The following is a 17,445-nucleotide window of genomic DNA, read 5'->3' on the forward strand; positions in this document are numbered from 1 at the left end:
CTCCGCCGCAAAAGGCCAATCCCCAGTTCAGAGCGAGGATCCGCGGGACCCGGGCCGCGGCGGGCGCGCCGCCGGCGGGGCCGGATGCGGCGACGGGGCCGGGGCGCGCGGGTGCGCGCCCCGGCCCCGTCGGCGGGATCCGCCCGGCGGCTACTCCTGGCCGTTGGCGCGGCGGTACTCCGCCACCGCGGCGTCCAGATCCGCCAGGGCCTTGCCCTGGGCGGCGAAGTCGCCGTTCTTCTGCGCCTCCTGGAGGGCGTCCAGGGCGGCGTTGATCTTCTTCACCGCCGCATCCCGGGCGGCCGGGTCGACCTGCCGGTCGGCCTCCCCGGAGTCCCCCGCATCCGCGGCCGGGGTTTCCGCGCCCTCGGCGTCCTCGGCCTCCTCCCCGTCGACCGGGTCGCCGGCGACCCGGGTGGCCGCCGAGGGATCGATGCCCACCTGCTTGAGGGCGGCGGCCACGGTGGCCCCGTAGCCGACCTCGCCGCGATAGCTGACCAGCACCCGCAGCAGTTTCGGGAAGGCCGTCTCCTGGCCCTTGCGCTTGGTGTAGATCGGCTCCACGTAGAGGATCTCGCCGTCGCCGACGGGCAGGGTGAGCAGGTTGCCGTTGGTCACCACGTTCGCGCCCTCCAGCAGGGTGCGGTCCTGGGCGACCTCGTCGGCGGACATCATGGTGTCCTGCGCCTGCTTCGGGCCCATCGTCTGGGTGTTCGTGGGCAGCGCCCGGATGGTGATCCGCCCGTAGTCGTCCGGGTCGGAGGAGGCGGTCATGTGCGCGGCGAGGAACTCGCGCTCCAGGCCGCGGAAGGCCGAGATCAGCTGGAAGCTGGGCTTGCCGGTCTGCGGGTCGGCGGCGACGACGTAGTACGGCGGCTGGGAGAGCTTCTTCTCCTCCGGGGCGGTCGGGTCATTGGGCACCGACCAGAACGCGTCGTTGGTGAAGAACACCCCCGGATCGGAGACGTGGTACTTCGCCATCAGCTCCCGCTGCACCTTGAACAGGTCCTCCGGGTAGCGGAAGTGCTCCCGCAGATCCTCGGTGATCGCGCTGGCCGGCTTGACCACCCCGGGGAAGACGCCCATCCAGGCGGAGAGCACCGGATCGGATTCGTCGAACTGGTAGAGGTCCACGGTGCCGTCGTAGGCGTCGACCACCGCCTTCACCGAGTTGCGGATGTAGCTGACCTCGGTGTTCGGCAGCGGCCGCGGGGTGCCGTCCGGGTTCTGCGAGTCGGTGGTGGTCTCCTGCAGGCTCATCCGCTGCGAGTAGGGCATGTCCGCCAGGGTGGTGTAGCCGTCCACGATCCACTTGATCCGGCCGTCGATCACCGCCGGGTAGGTGCGGGTGTCGGTGGTCAGCCAGGGGGCGACCTTCTGCACCCGGTCCCGGGGGTCGCGCTCGAAGATGATCTTCGACTCCGGCCCGATCCGGTCGGTGAGCAGGATGTTGAGCTCCTGGTAGCGGGTGGCGTACACCGCCCGGTCGAAGAGGTTGCCGATGCCCACCCCGCCGGAGCCGTCGTAGGTGAAGTTGCGGCCGTCGGCGTCGTACTCCACGTCCGAGCCGGACCCGTTGCCGCCGACGATGGCGTAGTCCGCGTCCGAGTCGGCGATCACCGGCCCGTAGTAGATGCGGGGCTGCTGCAGCTCCAGGTTCATCCCGTTGGGGTCCTCGGACTCGAAGAGGTCCGCCACCGTGTAGATGGGGTAGCCGCCGCGGGCGGAGCCGGCCTCGGTGGCGACCTCGTCGACCCGGTTCGCCGGGGCGGCGATGAAGCCGTTGCCGTGGGTGTAGACGGTGTGCCGGTTGATCCAGTTGGTCTGGTTGCCCTGCAGGGTCTGCGGGTTGAGCTCCCGGGCGGCGACCACGAAGTCGCGCATCCGCCCGTCGATCTCGTAGCGGTCGACGGTGAGCACCTCGGGGAAACCGTAAAAGTTCTTCAGCTGGCGCTGCTGGGTGAAGGTCGCCGGCAGCACCTCCGGATCCAGGATCCGGATATTCGACATGGTGGACTCGTCGGCGGCGATGGACTTCGCGCCCTCCGCGGCGGAGGCGGCGTCGTCCTCCCGCTCGGGGGCGACCCCCCAGTCCCGTTCCACGGTGACCTTGTCCTCGGTCAGCCCGTAGAAGTAGCGGGTGGCGTCGATGTTGCGGGAGATGTACTCGCGCTCCTTGGCGGCCCGGTTCGGGTCCACGGAGAACTTCTCCACCATCAGCGGCCAGGCCACCCCGATGACCAGGGCGGAGACCAGCATGAGCACCGTGGCCATCGCCGGGATGGCCAGGTTGCGCAGGAAGATCGCGGCGAAGAAGGCCGCCGCGACCAGCATCGCGATCACCAGCAGCACGATCTTGGCGGGCAGCAGCGCGTTGACGTCGGTGTAGGAGGCGCCGGTGAAGGTCTCCTGCCGGTTGCCCAGCAGGTCGTAGCGGTCCAGCCAGTAGCTGGCCGCCTTGAGCAGCATGAAGGCGCCGGCCCACACCGCCAGCTGGGCCCGGGCCGGGGCGGAGACGCTCATCTTCTCCCCGGTGGCCGGGTTGCCCGCCCGGATCCCGCCGAGCAGGTAATGGGTGAGCAGGCAGAGCACCAGGGCGATGAGCACCGCGAGCACCAGGGTGCCCACGGTGAAGCGCAGGAAGGGCAGCTGGAAGGCGTAGAAGCCGTAGTCCTTGCCGAACTGCGGGTCGACCTCGCCGAAGGGGCGGCGGTGGAGGAAGAGCTGGGCCTGCCGCCAGGCGGACTGGCCGATCATGCCCCCGAAGAGGCCGATCGCCACCGGCAGGCCGATCAGCGCGGTGCGGGAGCCGGCCTCGGCGAGCCGCCGGTAGGCGGCCACCGGGCTGCGCGGGTCCAGGGCCGGGTCCTCCGGGGGCCGGGTCCGCCAGGCGGCGAGCAGGGCGAGGAACACCACCGCGCCGACCAGGGCGCCGACGATGAGGAAGAGCAGGATCCGGGTCAGCCACACGGTGGAGAACACCCCGCGGAAGCCGACCTCCCCGAACCACTGGAAGTCGGTGTACACGGACACGAGGACGGGGAAGACGAAGAGCAGGGCGGCGAGGACCGCGGCCACGACGGCCAGCGGCCGGGGCCGGCCCCGACCCTTCATCCCCGCGGGGGCTGCGCTTGCGGACAACGCGAATCTCCTGACTGCGACGGGTGCGGGCGGATACCGGTGGACACGCCCCGGCCGCGCGGCGGCGGCGATTGCGCCGCCCGGCGGCGGCGGGCCTAGGGTTGACCCCACTCTAAAGAAAAACCGCGCCGCGGCGGCAATCCGCGCACCCGGCCCGCGGGGCGGGCCGGGGCCCCGCCGGGCACGTCGACGAGGAGGTCACCGAAGATGTCGGATTCCCAGGCGGCGCCCTGGCGCAGCCCGCAGGCGCTCAACCGGGCCGCCCTGGAGGCCGTGGAGCTGGTGCACGCCGCCGGCTGGGACGAGCCCCCGCAGCTCATCGCCCTGGTGCCGGCGGAGCTGGTCGCCCGGGCCCTGGACGCCACCCTCGACGACTCGCCGCTGGCCCTGGTCACCCAGGAGCCGCTGCCGGCCGGCGTCGAGGGCGGCTCCCCGGAGCTGGCGGACTTCCTGGCCCGCACCACCTGGCCGGCCGGGGTGGTCGGCGCGGTGCTGGTGCAGGAAATCCTGGTGGTCGACCCCGCCGACGGCGAGGCCATCGGCGGGCTCAGCCTGGAGGAGGTCCGGGCCCGGGTGCCCGAGGGCCTGGCCCGGCAGGCGCGGCTGATCTCCGCCGTCCTCGCCGAGGGCCCGGAGCTGACCCTCATCCAGCCGCGGCCCACCGAGGCGGAGCTGGCCGAGGCCGGGCCCTTCGCCGAGGACCGGGTGGAGCTGCGCGACGGCACCGGGGTCGCCGACGGGGTGCTCGCGGCGCTGCGCGCCACCTTCGACGGCGGCGGGGCGGACTGAGCCGCACCCCCGGGGGGCGGGTGCCGCGGGACCCGAGCCCATCGCTGTGATTTGCATTTCAAACAGTAATGGTGTTGGCTAGGTCGTCGTTACCCTTCCGTTATCGCGCGCCCCGGCGCGCCGATTCCCGAGGAGCCCCGATGCCGGTCCCCGCACCCCGCCACCCCGCCCCCGCGACGCCCCGCCGCACCCGCCGCCCGCTGACCCTCGCGTTGGCCTCGGTCGCCGCGGCCGCGGGCCTGGTCGCCGCCCCGGCGGGGCCGGCCGGCGCGGCCCCGGCCGGCGGCTACGTCGCCTTCGGCGACTCCTTCCCGGCCAACCCCGGCCCCGGCGACGAGGTGCCCGGCGCGGGCGGTTGCCCGCAGGGCCGCGGCAATGTCGGCCGGCTGCTCGCCGGCACCCTCAACCTGCGGCTGCACGACCACACCTGCAACGGCTCCACCGCCTTCATGCCGAGCCAGCCGCAGAAGACCCTGCGGGGCCAGATCGAGGCCGCCACCGCCGCGGGGCACCTCAACGGCGCCACTCGCCTGGTCACCGTCTTCATCGGCGCCAACGACGCCGCCCAGGCCGGCTGGGCGCCCGCCCCCGCCCAGGACGCCGCCTTCCACGAGGCCGTGGTCGCCGCGCTCCGCGACATCCGCGCCCGGGCGCCCCGGGCCCAGGTGAAGCTCATCGGTTACCCGGAGCTGACCTCCCGCGACGACCGGCACTTCGCCTGCCCGGTGAACGTCGCCGGCGTCGCCCCGGAGGTGCCCGCCGCCCCGGTGCACGTCGCCGAGGCCCAGCTGCAGCACCGGCAGGCCGCGGCCGCGGCCGCGGCGGGCGCCCATTTCGTGGACATGAAGGACGTCGCCCACGTCCGGGCCGGGATGTGCGCCCCGGACGGGGAGCGCCTGGTCTCCGCGGTGCTCGACTCCGACGTGGCGCAGTACAACATGACCAACCACCTCACCCACCGCGGCTCCCGGGTCTTCGCCGACGTGATCGCGGTGCGCTACCACCGGGGCGACTGAGCCCGGCCCCGCACCCCCGCGGGCACCCCCATCCGGGGACCGGCTGCGGCGGCCACTCGGGCACCGCCTACAATGACCGGTCACGGACCGGTAACAGTTCGCCCCATGCGTCACAGCGGGCGGAGGAACCGGCCGTCACCCGCGCCGCCGGCCACCGCCGGCGGGTTCCCGCACGACCCCCGGAGCCGCCCCGATGACCACCTCCCCGAAGACCCCGCGCACCCCGCTGCGCCGCCTCATCGCCGCGACCGCGGCCGCCGCCGCGATGGCCCTGGCCGCCCCCGCCGCCGGGGCCCTGCCCGCGCTGCCGCCGCTGCCCGGCGCCCCCGTCCCGGCCCCCGCCGGGGACCGCGCCCCGGCCGCGCCGTGGGTGGTCTTCGGCGACTCCTACGCCGCCAACCCGGTGATCCCGGCGAGCTCCATCTTCGCCGGGCACGATCCCCGGGCCGCCGAGCGGCACCCGGTGCCCAGCTTCGCCCCCGGCTGCGAGCAGGACTTCCACAACTGGCCCCGGGTCGCCGCCCGCGCCGCCGGCGTCGGCGACCGCGGCCTGGCCGACTACTCCTGCAACGGCGACGGCCGGCTGCCGGTGAAGACCCTCTACGACCACGTCGACGCCGCCACCGCCCGCGGGCACCTCGGCCGCGGCACGCAGAAGGTCTTCCTCATGTACGGCGCCCTGAACACCCTGCAGTGGGCGGACACCGTCACCGGGGTGGCCGGCCAGTCCCCGCTGCCGCGGGCCTACACCGCCGAGCTGCGCGGTTTCGCGGAGAAGGTCCGCGCCGCCGCCCCCGGCGCCGAGATCATCATCGTCGGCTACCCGGAGATCGCCGACGGCGACCGGGTCTGCCCGGTGGACACCACCGGCACCCCGCTGTCGCTCATCGTGCCCGGCGTCGCCGGCCTGGAGGAGGGCGTGCGCGGCACCCTGGCCACCTCCGCGGCCGCGGTCGGCGCCCGGTTCATCGACATGAAGCCGCTCACCGCCGGCCACGGCATGTGCGCCGCCCCCGAGCAGCGCTACGTCTCCGGGGTCTACGACACGGTGAGCAACCACAACATGAAGTTCCACCCCACCATCGAGGGCTCGAAGGCGATGGGCGAGATCATCGCCCGCCAGGTCTAGGCCGCGCCGCGCCCCGCCGGGGGCGGGCCCCGCACCCCGGGGCCCGCCCCCGCGGCGCATCCCCGATCGCCCGAGCCACCCCGGATTCCGCCATGCCCCCGACGCCCGGCCGCCCGCCCCGCGCCCTCGCCGCCGCCGCGGCGGGCCTGCTCGCCCTCGGCGGCTGCGCCGGCGGCGGGCCCGATGCGGCGGCCACCGCCGATCCCGCCCCGGCGCGCGCCCTCACCATGGCCTTCGGCGGGGACGTGATGTTCGAGGCCCATCTCGCGCCCCTGGCCGAGGACCCGGATTCGCTGGCCGAACTCGCCGGCACCCTGGGCGCGGCGGATCTCTCCGTGGTGAACCTGGAGACCGCGGTCACCCGCGGCGGCGGGGCGCCGATCCCCGGCAAGCCCTTCACCTTCCGCACCGGCCCCGGCGCCCTGGACGCCCTCGCCGGCGCCGGGGTGGACGCGGTGAGCCTGGCCAACAACCACGCCGCCGACCACGGCGCCGCCGGCCTCGCGGAGACCCTGGCGATCCGGGAGGACTCGCCGATCCCGATGGCCGGGATCGGCCGGGATGCCGCGGAGGCCTACGCCCCGGTCACCCTCACCGCCGGCGGGGCCCGGGTGGCGCTGCTCGCCGGCAACGACCTCCTCGAGGAGACCACGCAGCACCACACCGCCGGGGCGTCCACCCCGGGCATCGCGGCGACCCGCACCGCGGAGGGCCGGCGGCGCCTCGCCGAGGCGGTGACCGCGGCGAAGGGCACCCACGACCTGGTGGTGGTGATGATGCACGGCGGGGTCGAGGGCACGCACTGCCCCGGGGAGCACCTCATCGACACCGTCGACGCGCTCGCCGCCGCCGGGGCGGACGCGGTGATCTCCGCGCACAACCACCGGGTCGCCGGCCGCGGCTGGGTGGGCGACACCTACGTGCACTACGGGCTCGGCAACTTCGTCTACTACCTCAACCGCGGCGAGGCCGGGCACACCGGGGTGCTCACCCTGGACGTCGAGATCCCCGCCGGCGACGCCCCCGCCGCCGAGCGGGACCGGCCCCGGGTCACCGGCGCGCGGTGGACCCCGATGCTGGTCGGCGGCGACGGGATCCCGCGGCCGGCGGACGCCGCCACCACCGAAGACCTGGCCGCGCTCGCCGACTCCTACCGGGAGTGCACCCCGGCCGCGGCGGACCACGCCGGCTGAGCCGGCCACGACCCGGCGCCGGCGGGGAACATCGGGGCCGCCCGGCGCGTCCCAGCGGCGACCCCGGCACCGGGCCGGGGCCGCCGACAGGAGATCCCGCGATGCCCCTCCCCGCCCCGACCCCGCCGCACCGCATGCGCGGCGCCGCCGCGCTGCTCGCCGCCGGCCTGACCGCGCTGACCGCCGGGTGCGCGACCCCGCCCGCGGCGCCGGATCCGGTCGCGGATACGGCGCAGATGACGCCGGATCCGGCGGCCGCGGCGATCGCCCCGGTGCCCGGGCAGCTCGCCGAGGAGCTCGACGCGGAGACCGCCACCGGGATCTACAACCGGCTGCAGGCCGCGCTGCGCGAGGGCGACCCGGCCGCCGGGCTGCTCGCCGACCGGGCCTTCCTGGCGGCCACCGCCGCCCGCTTCGACGTGGCCGGCCCCGCGGAGCTCGCGCCCATCCTGGACACCGCCTCCCGGTCGGTGGGCGCCTATGAGCTGCACGATCCGCATCTCGCCGGGCTCCGGCCCACCGCCGGCGGGATGATTATGGACGCCGACTACACGCTGCTGGACAGCACCGACCCCACCGACCAGAGGCGCGGCGAATGCTCCCGCAGCTACCGGCTGGCCCGCCTCCCCCTCGGCGGGGGATCGGATGCCCCGGCCTGGAAGATCGTCGCCCTGGATCGCGACGGCTGCGAACCCGCCCGGTACCTGCTCGTCCCCTGACCCGCCGAAGGAGCCCCCATGCGCCCGCGTACCCGCATCCGCCGCCTGATCCCCGCCCGCCTCCGCCGCCCGGCCGCGGCGGCCCTGGCCGCGGCCCTGCTCGCCCTGCCCGCCGGGCCGGCCGCCGCGGAGCCCCAGGTCGACCTGCGCGACTACGGCAGCATCGCCCCGGGCACCATGTTCTACAACCTGGATCGGGCCGATGGGCGCACCATCTGCACCTTCGGCTTCCAGGTGCTCTCCCACGCGGATCCCGGGCTGGACTTCGCCACCGCCGGGCACTGCGGCGACCCGGGCGACCGGATCGGGATCCTGCACGGGGATCGGAAAATCGAGGTCGGCCACGTCCGTTACGCCAACCCGGGCGACGCCGCCGCCCACGGCGATATCGGGGTGGTCCGGATCACCGATCCGGCCATCCCCTATGAGCGCACCATCGCGGTGCTCAACGTCGCCCCGGACCCGGTGCCGGGGGATGCGGCGTGGCTGCGGGCGCACCGGCCCACCGTGTGCAAGGTCGGGGTGAAGACGGGGCTGGGCTGCGGCCCCTGGCATCGCCGGAACGGTTCCTTCGACGACTACCGGATGCTCAGCATCAAGGGCGATTCCGGTTCCCCGGTGTTCCTGGTCACGAACTCGGGGGCGGCGCTGCCGGTGGGCATCCTCACCGGCAGCCCGACCGACCTGGGTGAGGAATACATGCGTTTCACCCACCTCGAGGAGCTCGCCGAGGCGGGCTGGGAGGTCATCGCCTGAGACCGGGATGCAGGGAAAACCCCCGACCCGGGGACCGGGTCGGGGGGAGCAGTGGAGCCGCCGGGAATTGAACCCGGGTCCTCCGCCATCTCGCCAGGGCTTCTCCGTGCGCAGTTCGCGCGGGGTCTCTGCTCGGCCCTCCGGCTCAGGCGAACATGTCCGGATGACGGGCCCAGCCGCAAGGAAGGTGTCCCAGCCCGGCCTTGCGGCCAACCGGGCTGGCGAGCCCCTCTTAGTCGATGCCAGGGTCCGGGACGGGGGCCATCCCGGTCTGACAGACACGCGGTCGCTGCTTAGGCAGCGAGGGCGTAGTCGCGCTGAGTGTTCTCGGCGCTTGATTGTTTGCTGCGACGCTTGCGGTGGTCCTCAGCCTGCACCGGCACGCTTCCCCTGGCTCGCTGTACGGAGTCGAAACCAGAATCGGCCCCTTGTGCGCCGCCGGGCGGGTCATGCGTTTACCCGGCGGATATCCCAGGATAGCGCGGGCCGGGCCCCGGGTCAACGGCGGTTGGCGCCGCTCAGCCCTTGATGCCCTTGATCCGCCGGCCCAGGTCCCGGGTGATCTCGCGCTCCTCGGTGCGGCGCTTGATGTCCTGGCGCTTGTCGTAGTCCTGCTTGCCGCGGGCCAGGGCCAGCTCCACCTTCAGCCGGCCGTTGACGAAGTACAGCGACAGCGGGATGAGGGTGTTGTTGCCGTCGCGGACCTTGCCCGCGATGGAGTCGATCTCCCGGCGGTGCAGCAGCAGCTTGCGGTTGCGCCGCGGGGCGTGGTTCGTCCAGGAGCCGTGCGAGTACTCCGGGATGTGCAGCCCGCGCAGCCACACCTCGCCCTCGTCGACGGTGGCGAAGGCGTCGACCAGGCTGGCCCGGCCCTCGCGCAGGCTCTTGATCTCGGTGCCCACGAGCACGATGCCGCACTCCCAGGTCTCCAGGATGTGGTAGTCGTGCCGGGCGCGCCGATTGGTCGCGATGACCGGGTTCGCCCCGGCCGCCCGGCCCTTCTTCGACTTCCGCTTCTTCGCCATAACCCGACCCATCCTAGCCCGCGGCCCGGCGCGGCGGCCATGGGCGGTCCGCCCCGGCCACGGGCCGTCGCGGGCGGGCGCGGGGTTTTTCCGCCGAAACCTCGCGCCCGGCGGTGAAACCCGTTATTTTGGTGAACCCCGCGTACCTGTCCCCTATCGGCCGAGGATGACCATGACCGACACCCCGACCACCACCGGCGCCGATCCGGGCGCCGCCACCCGCGGCGGAGCCGCCGACCGGCCGGGCGGCGTCCTCGCCGCCCTGGAGCGGATCGGCAACCGGCTGCCCAACCCCTTCTGGCTCTTCGTCATCCTGGCGCTGGCGGTGATCGCGTCCTCCTGGGCCGGCGCCACCGCCGGGATGAGCGCCACCGATCCCGCCAGCGGCGAGGAGATCCGGGTGGAGAGCCTGCTCACCGCCGAATACGCCTCCCGGATGATCACCGACGCGGTGGAGAACTTCACCTCCTTCGCCCCGCTGGGCCTGATCCTGGTGTGCATGCTCGGCGTCGCGGTCGCCGAGTACTCCGGGTTCATCGGCGCGGCGATCCGCGCCGCGGTGGGCCGGATCCACGGCGGCTGGCAGCTCACCTTCGCCATCGCCCTGGCCGGGGTCACCGGCTCGGTGGCCTCCGACGCGGTGTACGTGATCCTGATCCCGCTGGGCGCGGCGGCGTTCCGCTCGGTGGGCCGCAACCCGGTGGTCGGCGCGATGGTCGCCTTCGCCGCCTCCTCCGCCGGGTTCAACTCCTCCCTGGTGCTCAACATCACCGATGTGCTGCTCGCCGGCATCTCCACCTCCGCGGCCGGGTTCGTCGACCCGGACTACGTGGTCAGCCCGCTGTCGAACTACTTCTTCTCCATGGCCTCGGCGATCGTGCTGTCCATCATCATCACCGTGGTCACGGAGCTCTTCGTCACCGCCCACGCCGCGCGCACCATGCACGATGACGAGATCAACTACGAGGCCGCGGCCTTCACCAAACCCGGCAACGGCGAGGACGCCGCCGCGGGCGGGGGCGGGGCCCCGGAGGCCCCGCGGGCCGGCGGGGACTCCGCCTCCGCCGAGGAGCTCGCCGAGGAGCTGGCCCTGGACCCGGTGGAGCGCCGCGGCCTGGTCGCCGGGGCGCTGGCCGGGGCCGCGGTGCTCGCCGCCTGGTCGGCGGCGCTGTTCATCCCCGGCTCCCCGCTGCGCGGGGCCGGCGACGGGATCCTCAACTCCCCGCTGCTCACCGACATCGTGGTGCCGATCGCGATCCTCTTCGCCGCCGTGGGCATCGCCTACGGGATGCGGGTGGGCTCCATCCGCGGGTCGGCGGACGTGCCCGCCTTCATGGAGCGCGGCATGGGCACGCTGACCACCATGCTGGTGCTGTTCTTCGCGGTGGCCCAGTTCACCGCCTACTTCGACTGGTCGAACCTGGGCCGGTGGACCGCGATCCGCGGCGCCGAGCTGCTCACCCGCGCCGACCTGCCGCCCCTGGTGCTCTTCGCCGCCCTGGTGCTCATGGTCGCCGCGCTGAACCTGTTCATCACCTCCGGGTCGGCGCAGTGGGCGCTGATGGCCCCGGTGGTGGTGCCGATGCTCATGTACGTCGGGATCGCCCCCGAGGTCACCCAGATGCTGTTCCGGATCGGCGATTCGCCGACGAACATCATCACCCCGATGTCGCCCTATTTCGCGCTGGCGCTGACCTTCCTGCAGAAGTACCGGCCGGCCTCCGGGGTGGGCACCCTGATGTCGCTGACCATCCCCTACTCGCTGGCGATGCTCATCGGCTGGTTCGCCTTCTTCGTCTGCTGGTACCTGCTCGGCATCGACCTCGGCCCCGGGGTGGCGGTGCGCTGAGCCGCCTCCGCGGGCGCGCCGGTCAGCGCCGGCGCATGCTCAGCAGATGCCAGCTCACCGCGATGCCGATGACGGCGAGCACCACCCACACCACGGGCTTGGCCACGATCACCGAGGACAGGACGAGGCTCGCCCAGAGCAGCCCGATGGTGCGGGTCAGCTGGCCGCGGGTCATGGCGCCGTTGCGGTAGTCGCGGATGTAGGGCCCGAGCACCCGGTGCGCCAGCAGCGCGTCATGCAGCCGGGTCGAGGCCCGGGCGAAGCACACCGCGGCCAGCAGCAGGAAGGGCGTGGTGGGCAGCAGCGGCAGCACCACCCCGAGGGCGCCGATGCCCGCGCAGATGGTGCCGAGCACCAGCAGCAGCACCCGCAGCGGGCCGCGCACCGGCCGCGGGCCCGCCCGCCCGGCGGGCCCCTCCGGCGCCGCCGGCCCGGTCGGCGCCGGCACGGTCGGCACTGCGGCCCCGGCGGGCTCGGCGGGGATCTCGGGCTCGGCCATGGGTCCACCTCCGTCTTAGTCGACCCTCACCTTAGCGCCGTGGCCGGATCGCCGGAACCCGCCGCGCCGCCCCGTTACCCTGGTGCCCATGGCCACCGAACATCTCCGGCTGCCCGGGGCCGCCGGCGAGCTCGCGGCGAGCATCGATCATCCGGCCGGGCCGGTGCGCGGCTGGGCGCTCATCGCGCACTGCTTCGCCTGCGGCCGCAAATCCCCCGCCGCCGCCCGGATCGCCCGCGGCCTGGCCGCGCACGGGATCGGCGCGGCGCGGATCGACTTCACCGGGGTGGGCGACTCCCCCGGGGACCTCGCCGACAGCGGCCTCAACCGGGACATCGCGGATCTGCGCGCGGCGCATGCGGCCCTGGCCGCCGCCGGCCGCGCCCCGGGGCTGCTGGTCGGGCACAGCCTGGGCGGGGCCGCGGCGCTGGGCGCCGCGGTCGACCTGCCCGGGGTGCGGGCGGTGGCCACGGTGGCCGCCCCCTACCGGCCGGGCCCGGTGATCCACCGCTTCGCCGAGCTCTTCGGCGCCCCCGATGCGCGCGGGGTGCGCGAGATCACCCTGGCCGGGCGCACGGTGCGGCTCTCCGACTCCTTCATCGCCACCCTGGACGCCCATGATCCGGCGGCGACGCTGGCCGCGCTGGGGGTGCCGCTGCTGGTGCTGCACTCCCCCGACGACGAGGTGATCGGCCTCGACCACGCCGAGGCGCTCTTCGCCGGGGCGGCCTGGCCGAAGGCGCTGGCCACCCTGGACGGGGCGGATCACCGGCTGGTGCACCGCGGTGCGGCGGCGCGGGCCGCGGATCTCATCGCCTGCTGGGCGGGACCCTACCTGGCGTGACAGTATCGGGGCATGAAGGATCCCCATGGCCCGGTGGCCGAAGCCCCGGCGGGCCGGTTCCTAGGGCTCGCCGATGGCCCGGTGGAGCGCTTCCGCGGCATCCGCTACGCCCGCGCCGAGCGCTACGCCGCCCCCGCCCCGGTGGCCGACGCCACCCCGGCGACGACGGTGGACGCGCGTGCGGCGGGCCCGGCCTGCCCGCAGAACCCCTCGGCGGTGGCGGCACTGCTCGCCCCGCACGCGGCCGCCCCGGCCCAGGACGAGGACTGCCTGCGGCTGTCCGTGACCGCCCCGGCCGGCGCCGCCGGGGACGGCGGCGGCCGCCCGGTGCTGGTCTGGGTGCACGGCGGGGCCTACACCTCCGGGGCCGCCGACGCGGCGGCCAATGACCCGGCCCGGCTGGTCGCCGAGCAGGACGTGGTGGTGGTCACCGTGGGCTACCGGCTCGGCGTCTACGGCTTCCTCGGGGAGGCGAACCTGGCGCTGCTGGACATCGACCGGGCACTGGCGTGGACCGCGCGCAATATCGCCGGCTTCGGCGGGGACCCGGCGAACATCACCCTGGCCGGCCAGTCCGCGGGCGCGGACGCGGTGCTGGGCATCCTCGCCGCGGTCGGCGCCGGGGCGCTGCCGCTGCGGGTGGCCCGCGCGATCGTGCAGAGCGCCCCGGTGGGCTTCATCCGCGGCCGGTCGCCGATGCTCGCGGCGATGCGGGACGCCGCCGGCCCACCGCCGGCGGACGCCCCGACCGCGGAGATGCTCGCCGCGGCGCGGCGCGCCGAGGCCGCCGCGCGGGGGCTCGGCCCCCAGGCGGCGATGCCCTTCGGGCTCGCCTACGGCGCACCCCCGCTGCCGCCGGAGGAGGAGCTCGACGCCGCCTGGCGCGCGGTGGCCGGCCGGGTGGGGCTGCTCATCGGGCGCACCGCCCGGGAGCCGGCGCTGTTCATGGCGGATCACCCGGCGCTGCGCCGGGTGCGCCGGCTGCCCGGCGGGGGCCGGGTCTTCGACGCCCTGGTCTCCCGCTACGCCGAGCGCACCTACGGCCTGGACGGCTTTCTCGCCAACTGGGTCGCCGGGGGCGGCCGGGGGTACCGCTACCTGCTGGACTGGGGCGGGCCCGGCAATCCGCTGCGCGCGGCGCACACCTCGGACCTGCCGCTGCTCTTCGGCGACCGGGAATGCTGGCGCGGCAGCGCGCTGACCTCGGACGTGCCCTGGTCGCGGACGCATGCCGAGGGCGCCGAGCTGCGCCGGATCTGGGCGGATTTCGCGCGCACCGGCCGGATCCGGGAGCCGCAACGCGCAGCGGCCTTCCTGCAGCTCGGCACATTCTAGGCCTTATTGAAAACGCCTACGCATTTACGCAGGTAGACGGGGCATCGCTTTTCCATTAGCCTTGCGGGCAACCCAAGGAGGACGCATGAGCGATCATCCGGATCACCGGCATCCGCATGACCACGACGACCACGACCACGGCACCTGCCGCGACACCGAGGCCGGCCACCGCGACCACGCCCACGGCGCCTGCTGCGCCGCCGGGGCCGAGGCCCACGAATGCCACGACCACGACGACCCCGGGCACCACGGCCACGATCGCGGCCACGGCGGGCTGCTCGGCCACGATCACGGCCACGGACACGGCCATGACCACGACCACTCCCATGTGCCCGACTCCCCGCGCCGGCTGCTCGCCGTCGTCGCGCTGACCACCACCATCTTCCTCGCCGAGGCGATCGGCGGCTGGCTCACCGGCTCCCTGGCGCTGCTCGCCGACGCCGGGCACATGCTCACCGACGCCGCCGGGCTGATCATGGCCCTGGTGGCGCTGCTCATCGGCCGGCGCGCGGCCACGGACAGCTCCACCTACGGGCTGCGCCGCGCCGAGGTGCTCGCCGCCCTGGTCAACGCGCTCACCGTGCTGGGCATCGGGATCGTCATCGCCTACGGCGCGGTGCGCCGGATGACCGGCGAGGAGGTGGAGATCCACACCACCCCGATGATCATCGTCGCCGTGGTCGGCCTGGTGGCCAACCTCATCGGCATGATGCTGCTGGCCGCCCCGGCGAAGGACTCGGTGAACATCCGCGGCGCCTACCTGCACGTGCTGGTCGACGCCCTGGGCTCGGTGGCGGTGATCATCTCCGGCATCGTCATCGCGGCCACCGGCTGGAACGCCATCGACGCGGTGATCTCCCTGCTGCTGGCCGGGCTCATCGTGCCGCGCAGCGTGCAGCTGCTGCTGCGCTGCCTGGGCATCCTCATGGAGCGCACCCCCGCCGGCATCGACGCCGCCGAGATCCGCGCCGCCCTGGAGGCCATCGACGGGGTCGCCGAAGTGCACGATCTGCACGTCTGGTCGGTCTCCGGCACCGAGGTGCTGCTCACCGCGCACCTGGTCGCCGATCCGGCGGCGGATCCGGGCTGCGACCTGCTCGACGCCGCCCAGGACGTGCTGCGCGAACGCTTCGGCATCGACCACTCCACCATCCAGATCGAGGAGCCGGCGCATGCCGGCCATGAGGCGGACATGCACCCCTGACCCGCCCGGCCACCCCGCTCCCGGCGCCGCCGGAGATCCCCGGATCCCCGGCGGCGCCGCCGCATCCGCCCCGCGCTCGGGCCGGGCTCAGCCCTCCAGGGCCTCGCCGAGGCCCAGCCACTCCAGCTCGATCCCCTCGCGTTCGCCGGCCAGCTCCGCCAGCTCCGCGTCCAGGGCGGCGAGCTTCGCCGCGTCCAGGTTCGCCGGGTCCGCGCTGGCCGCGGCCATCTCCCGGTGGATCGCCCCCTCGCGCTCCTCGAGCTTCGCCAGCCGCCGCTCCAGGGCGCGCATCTCCTTCTGCATCCGGCGCTGCTCCGCCGACCCCGGCGCGGGGGCGGCCGACCCGTCCCCGCCCGACCCGGCGGCGTCCGGGCCCCCCGCGGCGGGCGCGGCCCGGCCGGCGCCCTTGCCGGCGTCCCCGGCGGCGGCCAGGTCCCGGCGGCGCCGCAGGTACTCGTCGATCCCGCCGGGCAGGTGGGTCAGCTCCCCGTCGCCGAACAGCGCCCAGGTGGAGTCGCAGACCCGCTCCACCAGGTAGCGGTCGTGGGAGATCACCACCAGGGTGCCCGGCCAGCCGTCGAGCAGATCCTCCAGCTCCTGCAGGGTGTCGATGTCCAGGTCATTGGTCGGCTCATCGAGCAGCAGCACATTCGGCTCCCCCATCAGCACCCGGGTGAGCTGCAGCCGGCGGCGCTCCCCGCCGGAGAGATCGCCGACCGGGGTGCGCTGCCGCTTCGGCGGGAAGCCGAGCCGCTCCGCGAGCTGCGCGGCGGTGAACTCCCGGCCGCCCATCTCGATCCGGGCGGCGACGTCCTCCACCGCCTCGATCACCCGCATGCCGGTGGGCAGATCGTCGAGCTCCTGGCGCAGCTGGCCCACCCGGGTGGTCACCCCCTGCACCCGGCGCCCGGCGGCCAGCGGATGCTCCCCGGCGAGGGCGCGCAGCAGGGTGGTCTTCCCGGAGCCGTTCACCCCGACCAGGCCGATCCGCTCCCCCGGGGCCAGCCGCCAGGTGAGATCGGCGACCAGCACCCGGCCATCGGGGCTGCGCACCTCCGCGTCCTCCAGATCGATCACGGTGCGGCCCTGCCGGGTGCGGGCGAAGCTCATCAGCTGCACGGTGTCCCGCGGGGGCGGCACATCGGCGATCAACGCCTCGGCGGCCTCCACCCGGTAACGGGGCTTCGAGGTCCGCGCCGGGGCGCCCCGGCGCAGCCAGGCCAGCTCCTTGCGGGCCAGGTTGCGCCGCCGGGCATCCGCGGCATCGGCCTGCCGGGCGCGTTCGGCCCGGGCGAAGGTCCAGTCGTTGTAGCCGCCCTCGTACTGGTCCACCACCCCGTCGTGGACCTCCCAGGTGCGGGTGGCCACGGTGTCCAGGAACCAGCGGTCGTGGGTGACCACCACCAGCGCGGAGCGCCGGGCCAGCACATGATCGGCCAGCCAGCGCACCCCCTCGATGTCCAGGTGGTTCGTCGGCTCGTCGAGCACCAGCAGGTCCAGATCCCGCACCAGCGCCGCGGCGAGGTTCACCCGGCGGCGCTCCCCGCCGGAGAGCCCGCCGACCTTCGTGTCCAGGCCCAGCGCCCCGATGCCCAGGCCGTCGAGGACCTCGCGCACCCGGGCGTCGCCGGCCCACTCGTGCTCGGCGAGGCCCAGCGGGGCGATCACCGAGTCGAAGACGGTGGCCCCCGGATCCAGGCCCACGTCCTGGGCGACCAGCGCCATGGTCATGTCCCCGTTGTGCGAGACCCGGCCGGCATCGGCCGGCTCCACCCCGGCGAGGATCCGCAGCAGCGTGGACTTGCCGCCCCCGTTGAGGCCGACCACCCCGATCCGGTCGCCGGAGTGCACCCCCAGGCTCACCTCGTCGAGCAGCGTCTTCAGCCCGAAGGACTTCGACACCTTCTCCAGGTTCACCAGGTTGGCCATCGTCCGCCCATCCCGCC

The 17,445-nt window shown here is 74.6% G+C and carries 14 protein-coding genes and 1 other RNA gene; 10 read left to right on the forward strand and 5 right to left on the reverse strand.

Annotated elements, in window-relative coordinates; all coding sequences use genetic code 11:
* Positions 1–150: 150 nt before the first annotated feature.
* A complete protein-coding gene (locus CSPHI_RS09035; protein ID WP_075692670.1) occupies positions 151–3,114 on the reverse strand; it encodes a UPF0182 family protein in 2,964 nt (987 codons plus the stop codon).
* A 234-nt stretch (positions 3,115–3,348) separates the two neighbouring features.
* On the opposite strand from CSPHI_RS09035, the gene CSPHI_RS09040 reads away from it, so the two are divergent.
* The 6 genes from CSPHI_RS09040 (at position 3,349) to CSPHI_RS09065 (ending at position 8,743) form a co-directional block, all read left to right on the forward strand.
* Positions 3,349–3,930: a PPA1309 family protein gene (locus tag CSPHI_RS09040; RefSeq protein ID WP_075692672.1), complete on the forward strand. Its 582-nt coding sequence runs from the start codon at positions 3,349–3,351 to the stop codon at positions 3,928–3,930.
* 140 nt (positions 3,931–4,070) lie between these two features.
* Positions 4,071–4,946, forward strand: coding sequence for a GDSL-type esterase/lipase family protein (locus CSPHI_RS09045; protein ID WP_084210344.1), 876 nt, complete (start codon positions 4,071–4,073; stop codon positions 4,944–4,946).
* 193 nt (positions 4,947–5,139) lie between these two features.
* Positions 5,140–6,075 carry a GDSL-type esterase/lipase family protein gene (locus tag CSPHI_RS09050; RefSeq protein WP_075692674.1) on the forward strand — a complete coding sequence of 312 codons (936 nt, stop codon included), beginning with the start codon at positions 5,140–5,142 and terminating at the stop codon, positions 6,073–6,075.
* Positions 6,076–6,167: 92 nt separating this feature from the next.
* Positions 6,168–7,268 carry a CapA family protein gene (locus tag CSPHI_RS09055; RefSeq protein ID WP_245803302.1) on the forward strand — a complete coding sequence of 367 codons (1,101 nt, stop codon included), beginning with the start codon at positions 6,168–6,170 and terminating at the stop codon, positions 7,266–7,268.
* A 101-nt stretch (positions 7,269–7,369) separates the two neighbouring features.
* The gene (locus tag CSPHI_RS09060) at positions 7,370–7,987 is read left to right on the forward strand and encodes a hypothetical protein (RefSeq protein WP_075692676.1); all 618 of its coding nucleotides are present in this window, start codon (positions 7,370–7,372) and stop codon (positions 7,985–7,987) included.
* Positions 7,988–8,005: 18 nt separating this feature from the next.
* A complete protein-coding gene (locus tag CSPHI_RS09065) occupies positions 8,006–8,743 on the forward strand; it encodes a chymotrypsin family serine protease (RefSeq protein ID WP_075692678.1) in 738 nt (245 codons plus the stop codon).
* A 49-nt stretch (positions 8,744–8,792) separates the two neighbouring features.
* On the opposite strand, the gene ssrA is transcribed toward CSPHI_RS09065, so the two are convergent.
* Positions 8,793–9,171: a transfer-messenger RNA gene (gene ssrA, locus CSPHI_RS09070) on the reverse strand.
* A gap of 90 nt (positions 9,172–9,261) precedes the next feature.
* Positions 9,262–9,768 (reverse strand): SsrA-binding protein SmpB, encoded by a 507-nt coding sequence (gene smpB / locus CSPHI_RS09075; protein WP_075692680.1) that lies wholly within the window; start codon positions 9,766–9,768, stop codon positions 9,262–9,264.
* Between the two features lie 172 nt (positions 9,769–9,940).
* On the opposite strand from smpB, the gene CSPHI_RS09080 reads away from it, so the two are divergent.
* A complete protein-coding gene (locus tag CSPHI_RS09080; RefSeq protein WP_245803303.1) occupies positions 9,941–11,617 on the forward strand; it encodes an AbgT family transporter in 1,677 nt (558 codons plus the stop codon).
* Positions 11,618–11,639: 22 nt separating this feature from the next.
* Here CSPHI_RS09080 and CSPHI_RS09085 read toward each other — a convergent pair whose 3' ends face one another.
* Positions 11,640–12,116, reverse strand: a complete 477-nt coding sequence (locus CSPHI_RS09085) for a YbaN family protein (RefSeq protein ID WP_211274662.1) — start codon at positions 12,114–12,116, stop codon at positions 11,640–11,642.
* 88 nt (positions 12,117–12,204) lie between these two features.
* On the opposite strand from CSPHI_RS09085, the gene CSPHI_RS09090 reads away from it, so the two are divergent.
* From CSPHI_RS09090 to CSPHI_RS09100, 3 genes are all read left to right on the forward strand, one after another.
* Positions 12,205–12,960, forward strand: coding sequence for an alpha/beta fold hydrolase (locus CSPHI_RS09090; protein ID WP_075692681.1), 756 nt, complete (start codon positions 12,205–12,207; stop codon positions 12,958–12,960).
* A 12-nt stretch (positions 12,961–12,972) separates the two neighbouring features.
* Positions 12,973–14,295 carry a carboxylesterase family protein gene (locus CSPHI_RS09095; protein WP_075692683.1) on the forward strand — a complete coding sequence of 441 codons (1,323 nt, stop codon included), beginning with the start codon at positions 12,973–12,975 and terminating at the stop codon, positions 14,293–14,295.
* Positions 14,296–14,380: 85 nt separating this feature from the next.
* Complete coding sequence (locus CSPHI_RS09100) at positions 14,381–15,499, forward strand: cation diffusion facilitator family transporter (RefSeq protein WP_084210346.1); 1,119 nt, start codon at positions 14,381–14,383, stop codon at positions 15,497–15,499.
* A gap of 87 nt (positions 15,500–15,586) precedes the next feature.
* On the opposite strand, the gene CSPHI_RS09105 is transcribed toward CSPHI_RS09100, so the two are convergent.
* Positions 15,587–17,428 carry an ABC-F family ATP-binding cassette domain-containing protein gene (locus CSPHI_RS09105; RefSeq protein ID WP_075692685.1) on the reverse strand — a complete coding sequence of 614 codons (1,842 nt, stop codon included), beginning with the start codon at positions 17,426–17,428 and terminating at the stop codon, positions 15,587–15,589.
* Positions 17,429–17,445: the final 17 nt, after the last annotated feature.

The sequence above is a fragment of the Corynebacterium sphenisci DSM 44792 genome (assembly GCF_001941505.1).
Taxonomy (GTDB): domain Bacteria; phylum Actinomycetota; class Actinomycetes; order Mycobacteriales; family Mycobacteriaceae; genus Corynebacterium; species Corynebacterium sphenisci.

Coding starts and splice junctions, on each gene's coding strand:
- CSPHI_RS09080 (WP_245803303.1), top strand. CDS start 9,941: ATGACCGACACCCCGACCACCACCGGCGCCGATCCGGGCGCCGCCACC.
- CSPHI_RS09060 (WP_075692676.1), top strand. CDS start 7,370: ATGCCCCTCCCCGCCCCGACCCCGCCGCACCGCATGCGCGGCGCCGCC.
- CSPHI_RS09035 (WP_075692670.1), bottom strand. CDS start 3,114: ATGAAGGGTCGGGGCCGGCCCCGGCCGCTGGCCGTCGTGGCCGCGGTC.
- CSPHI_RS09095 (WP_075692683.1), top strand. CDS start 12,973: ATGAAGGATCCCCATGGCCCGGTGGCCGAAGCCCCGGCGGGCCGGTTC.
- CSPHI_RS09105 (WP_075692685.1), bottom strand. CDS start 17,428: ATGGCCAACCTGGTGAACCTGGAGAAGGTGTCGAAGTCCTTCGGGCTG.
- CSPHI_RS09055 (WP_245803302.1), top strand. CDS start 6,168: ATGCCCCCGACGCCCGGCCGCCCGCCCCGCGCCCTCGCCGCCGCCGCG.
- CSPHI_RS09085 (WP_211274662.1), bottom strand. CDS start 12,116: ATGGCCGAGCCCGAGATCCCCGCCGAGCCCGCCGGGGCCGCAGTGCCG.
- CSPHI_RS09040 (WP_075692672.1), top strand. CDS start 3,349: ATGTCGGATTCCCAGGCGGCGCCCTGGCGCAGCCCGCAGGCGCTCAAC.
- CSPHI_RS09045 (WP_084210344.1), top strand. CDS start 4,071: ATGCCGGTCCCCGCACCCCGCCACCCCGCCCCCGCGACGCCCCGCCGC.
- smpB (WP_075692680.1), bottom strand. CDS start 9,768: ATGGCGAAGAAGCGGAAGTCGAAGAAGGGCCGGGCGGCCGGGGCGAAC.
- CSPHI_RS09090 (WP_075692681.1), top strand. CDS start 12,205: ATGGCCACCGAACATCTCCGGCTGCCCGGGGCCGCCGGCGAGCTCGCG.
- CSPHI_RS09050 (WP_075692674.1), top strand. CDS start 5,140: ATGACCACCTCCCCGAAGACCCCGCGCACCCCGCTGCGCCGCCTCATC.
- CSPHI_RS09100 (WP_084210346.1), top strand. CDS start 14,381: ATGAGCGATCATCCGGATCACCGGCATCCGCATGACCACGACGACCAC.
- CSPHI_RS09065 (WP_075692678.1), top strand. CDS start 8,006: ATGCGCCCGCGTACCCGCATCCGCCGCCTGATCCCCGCCCGCCTCCGC.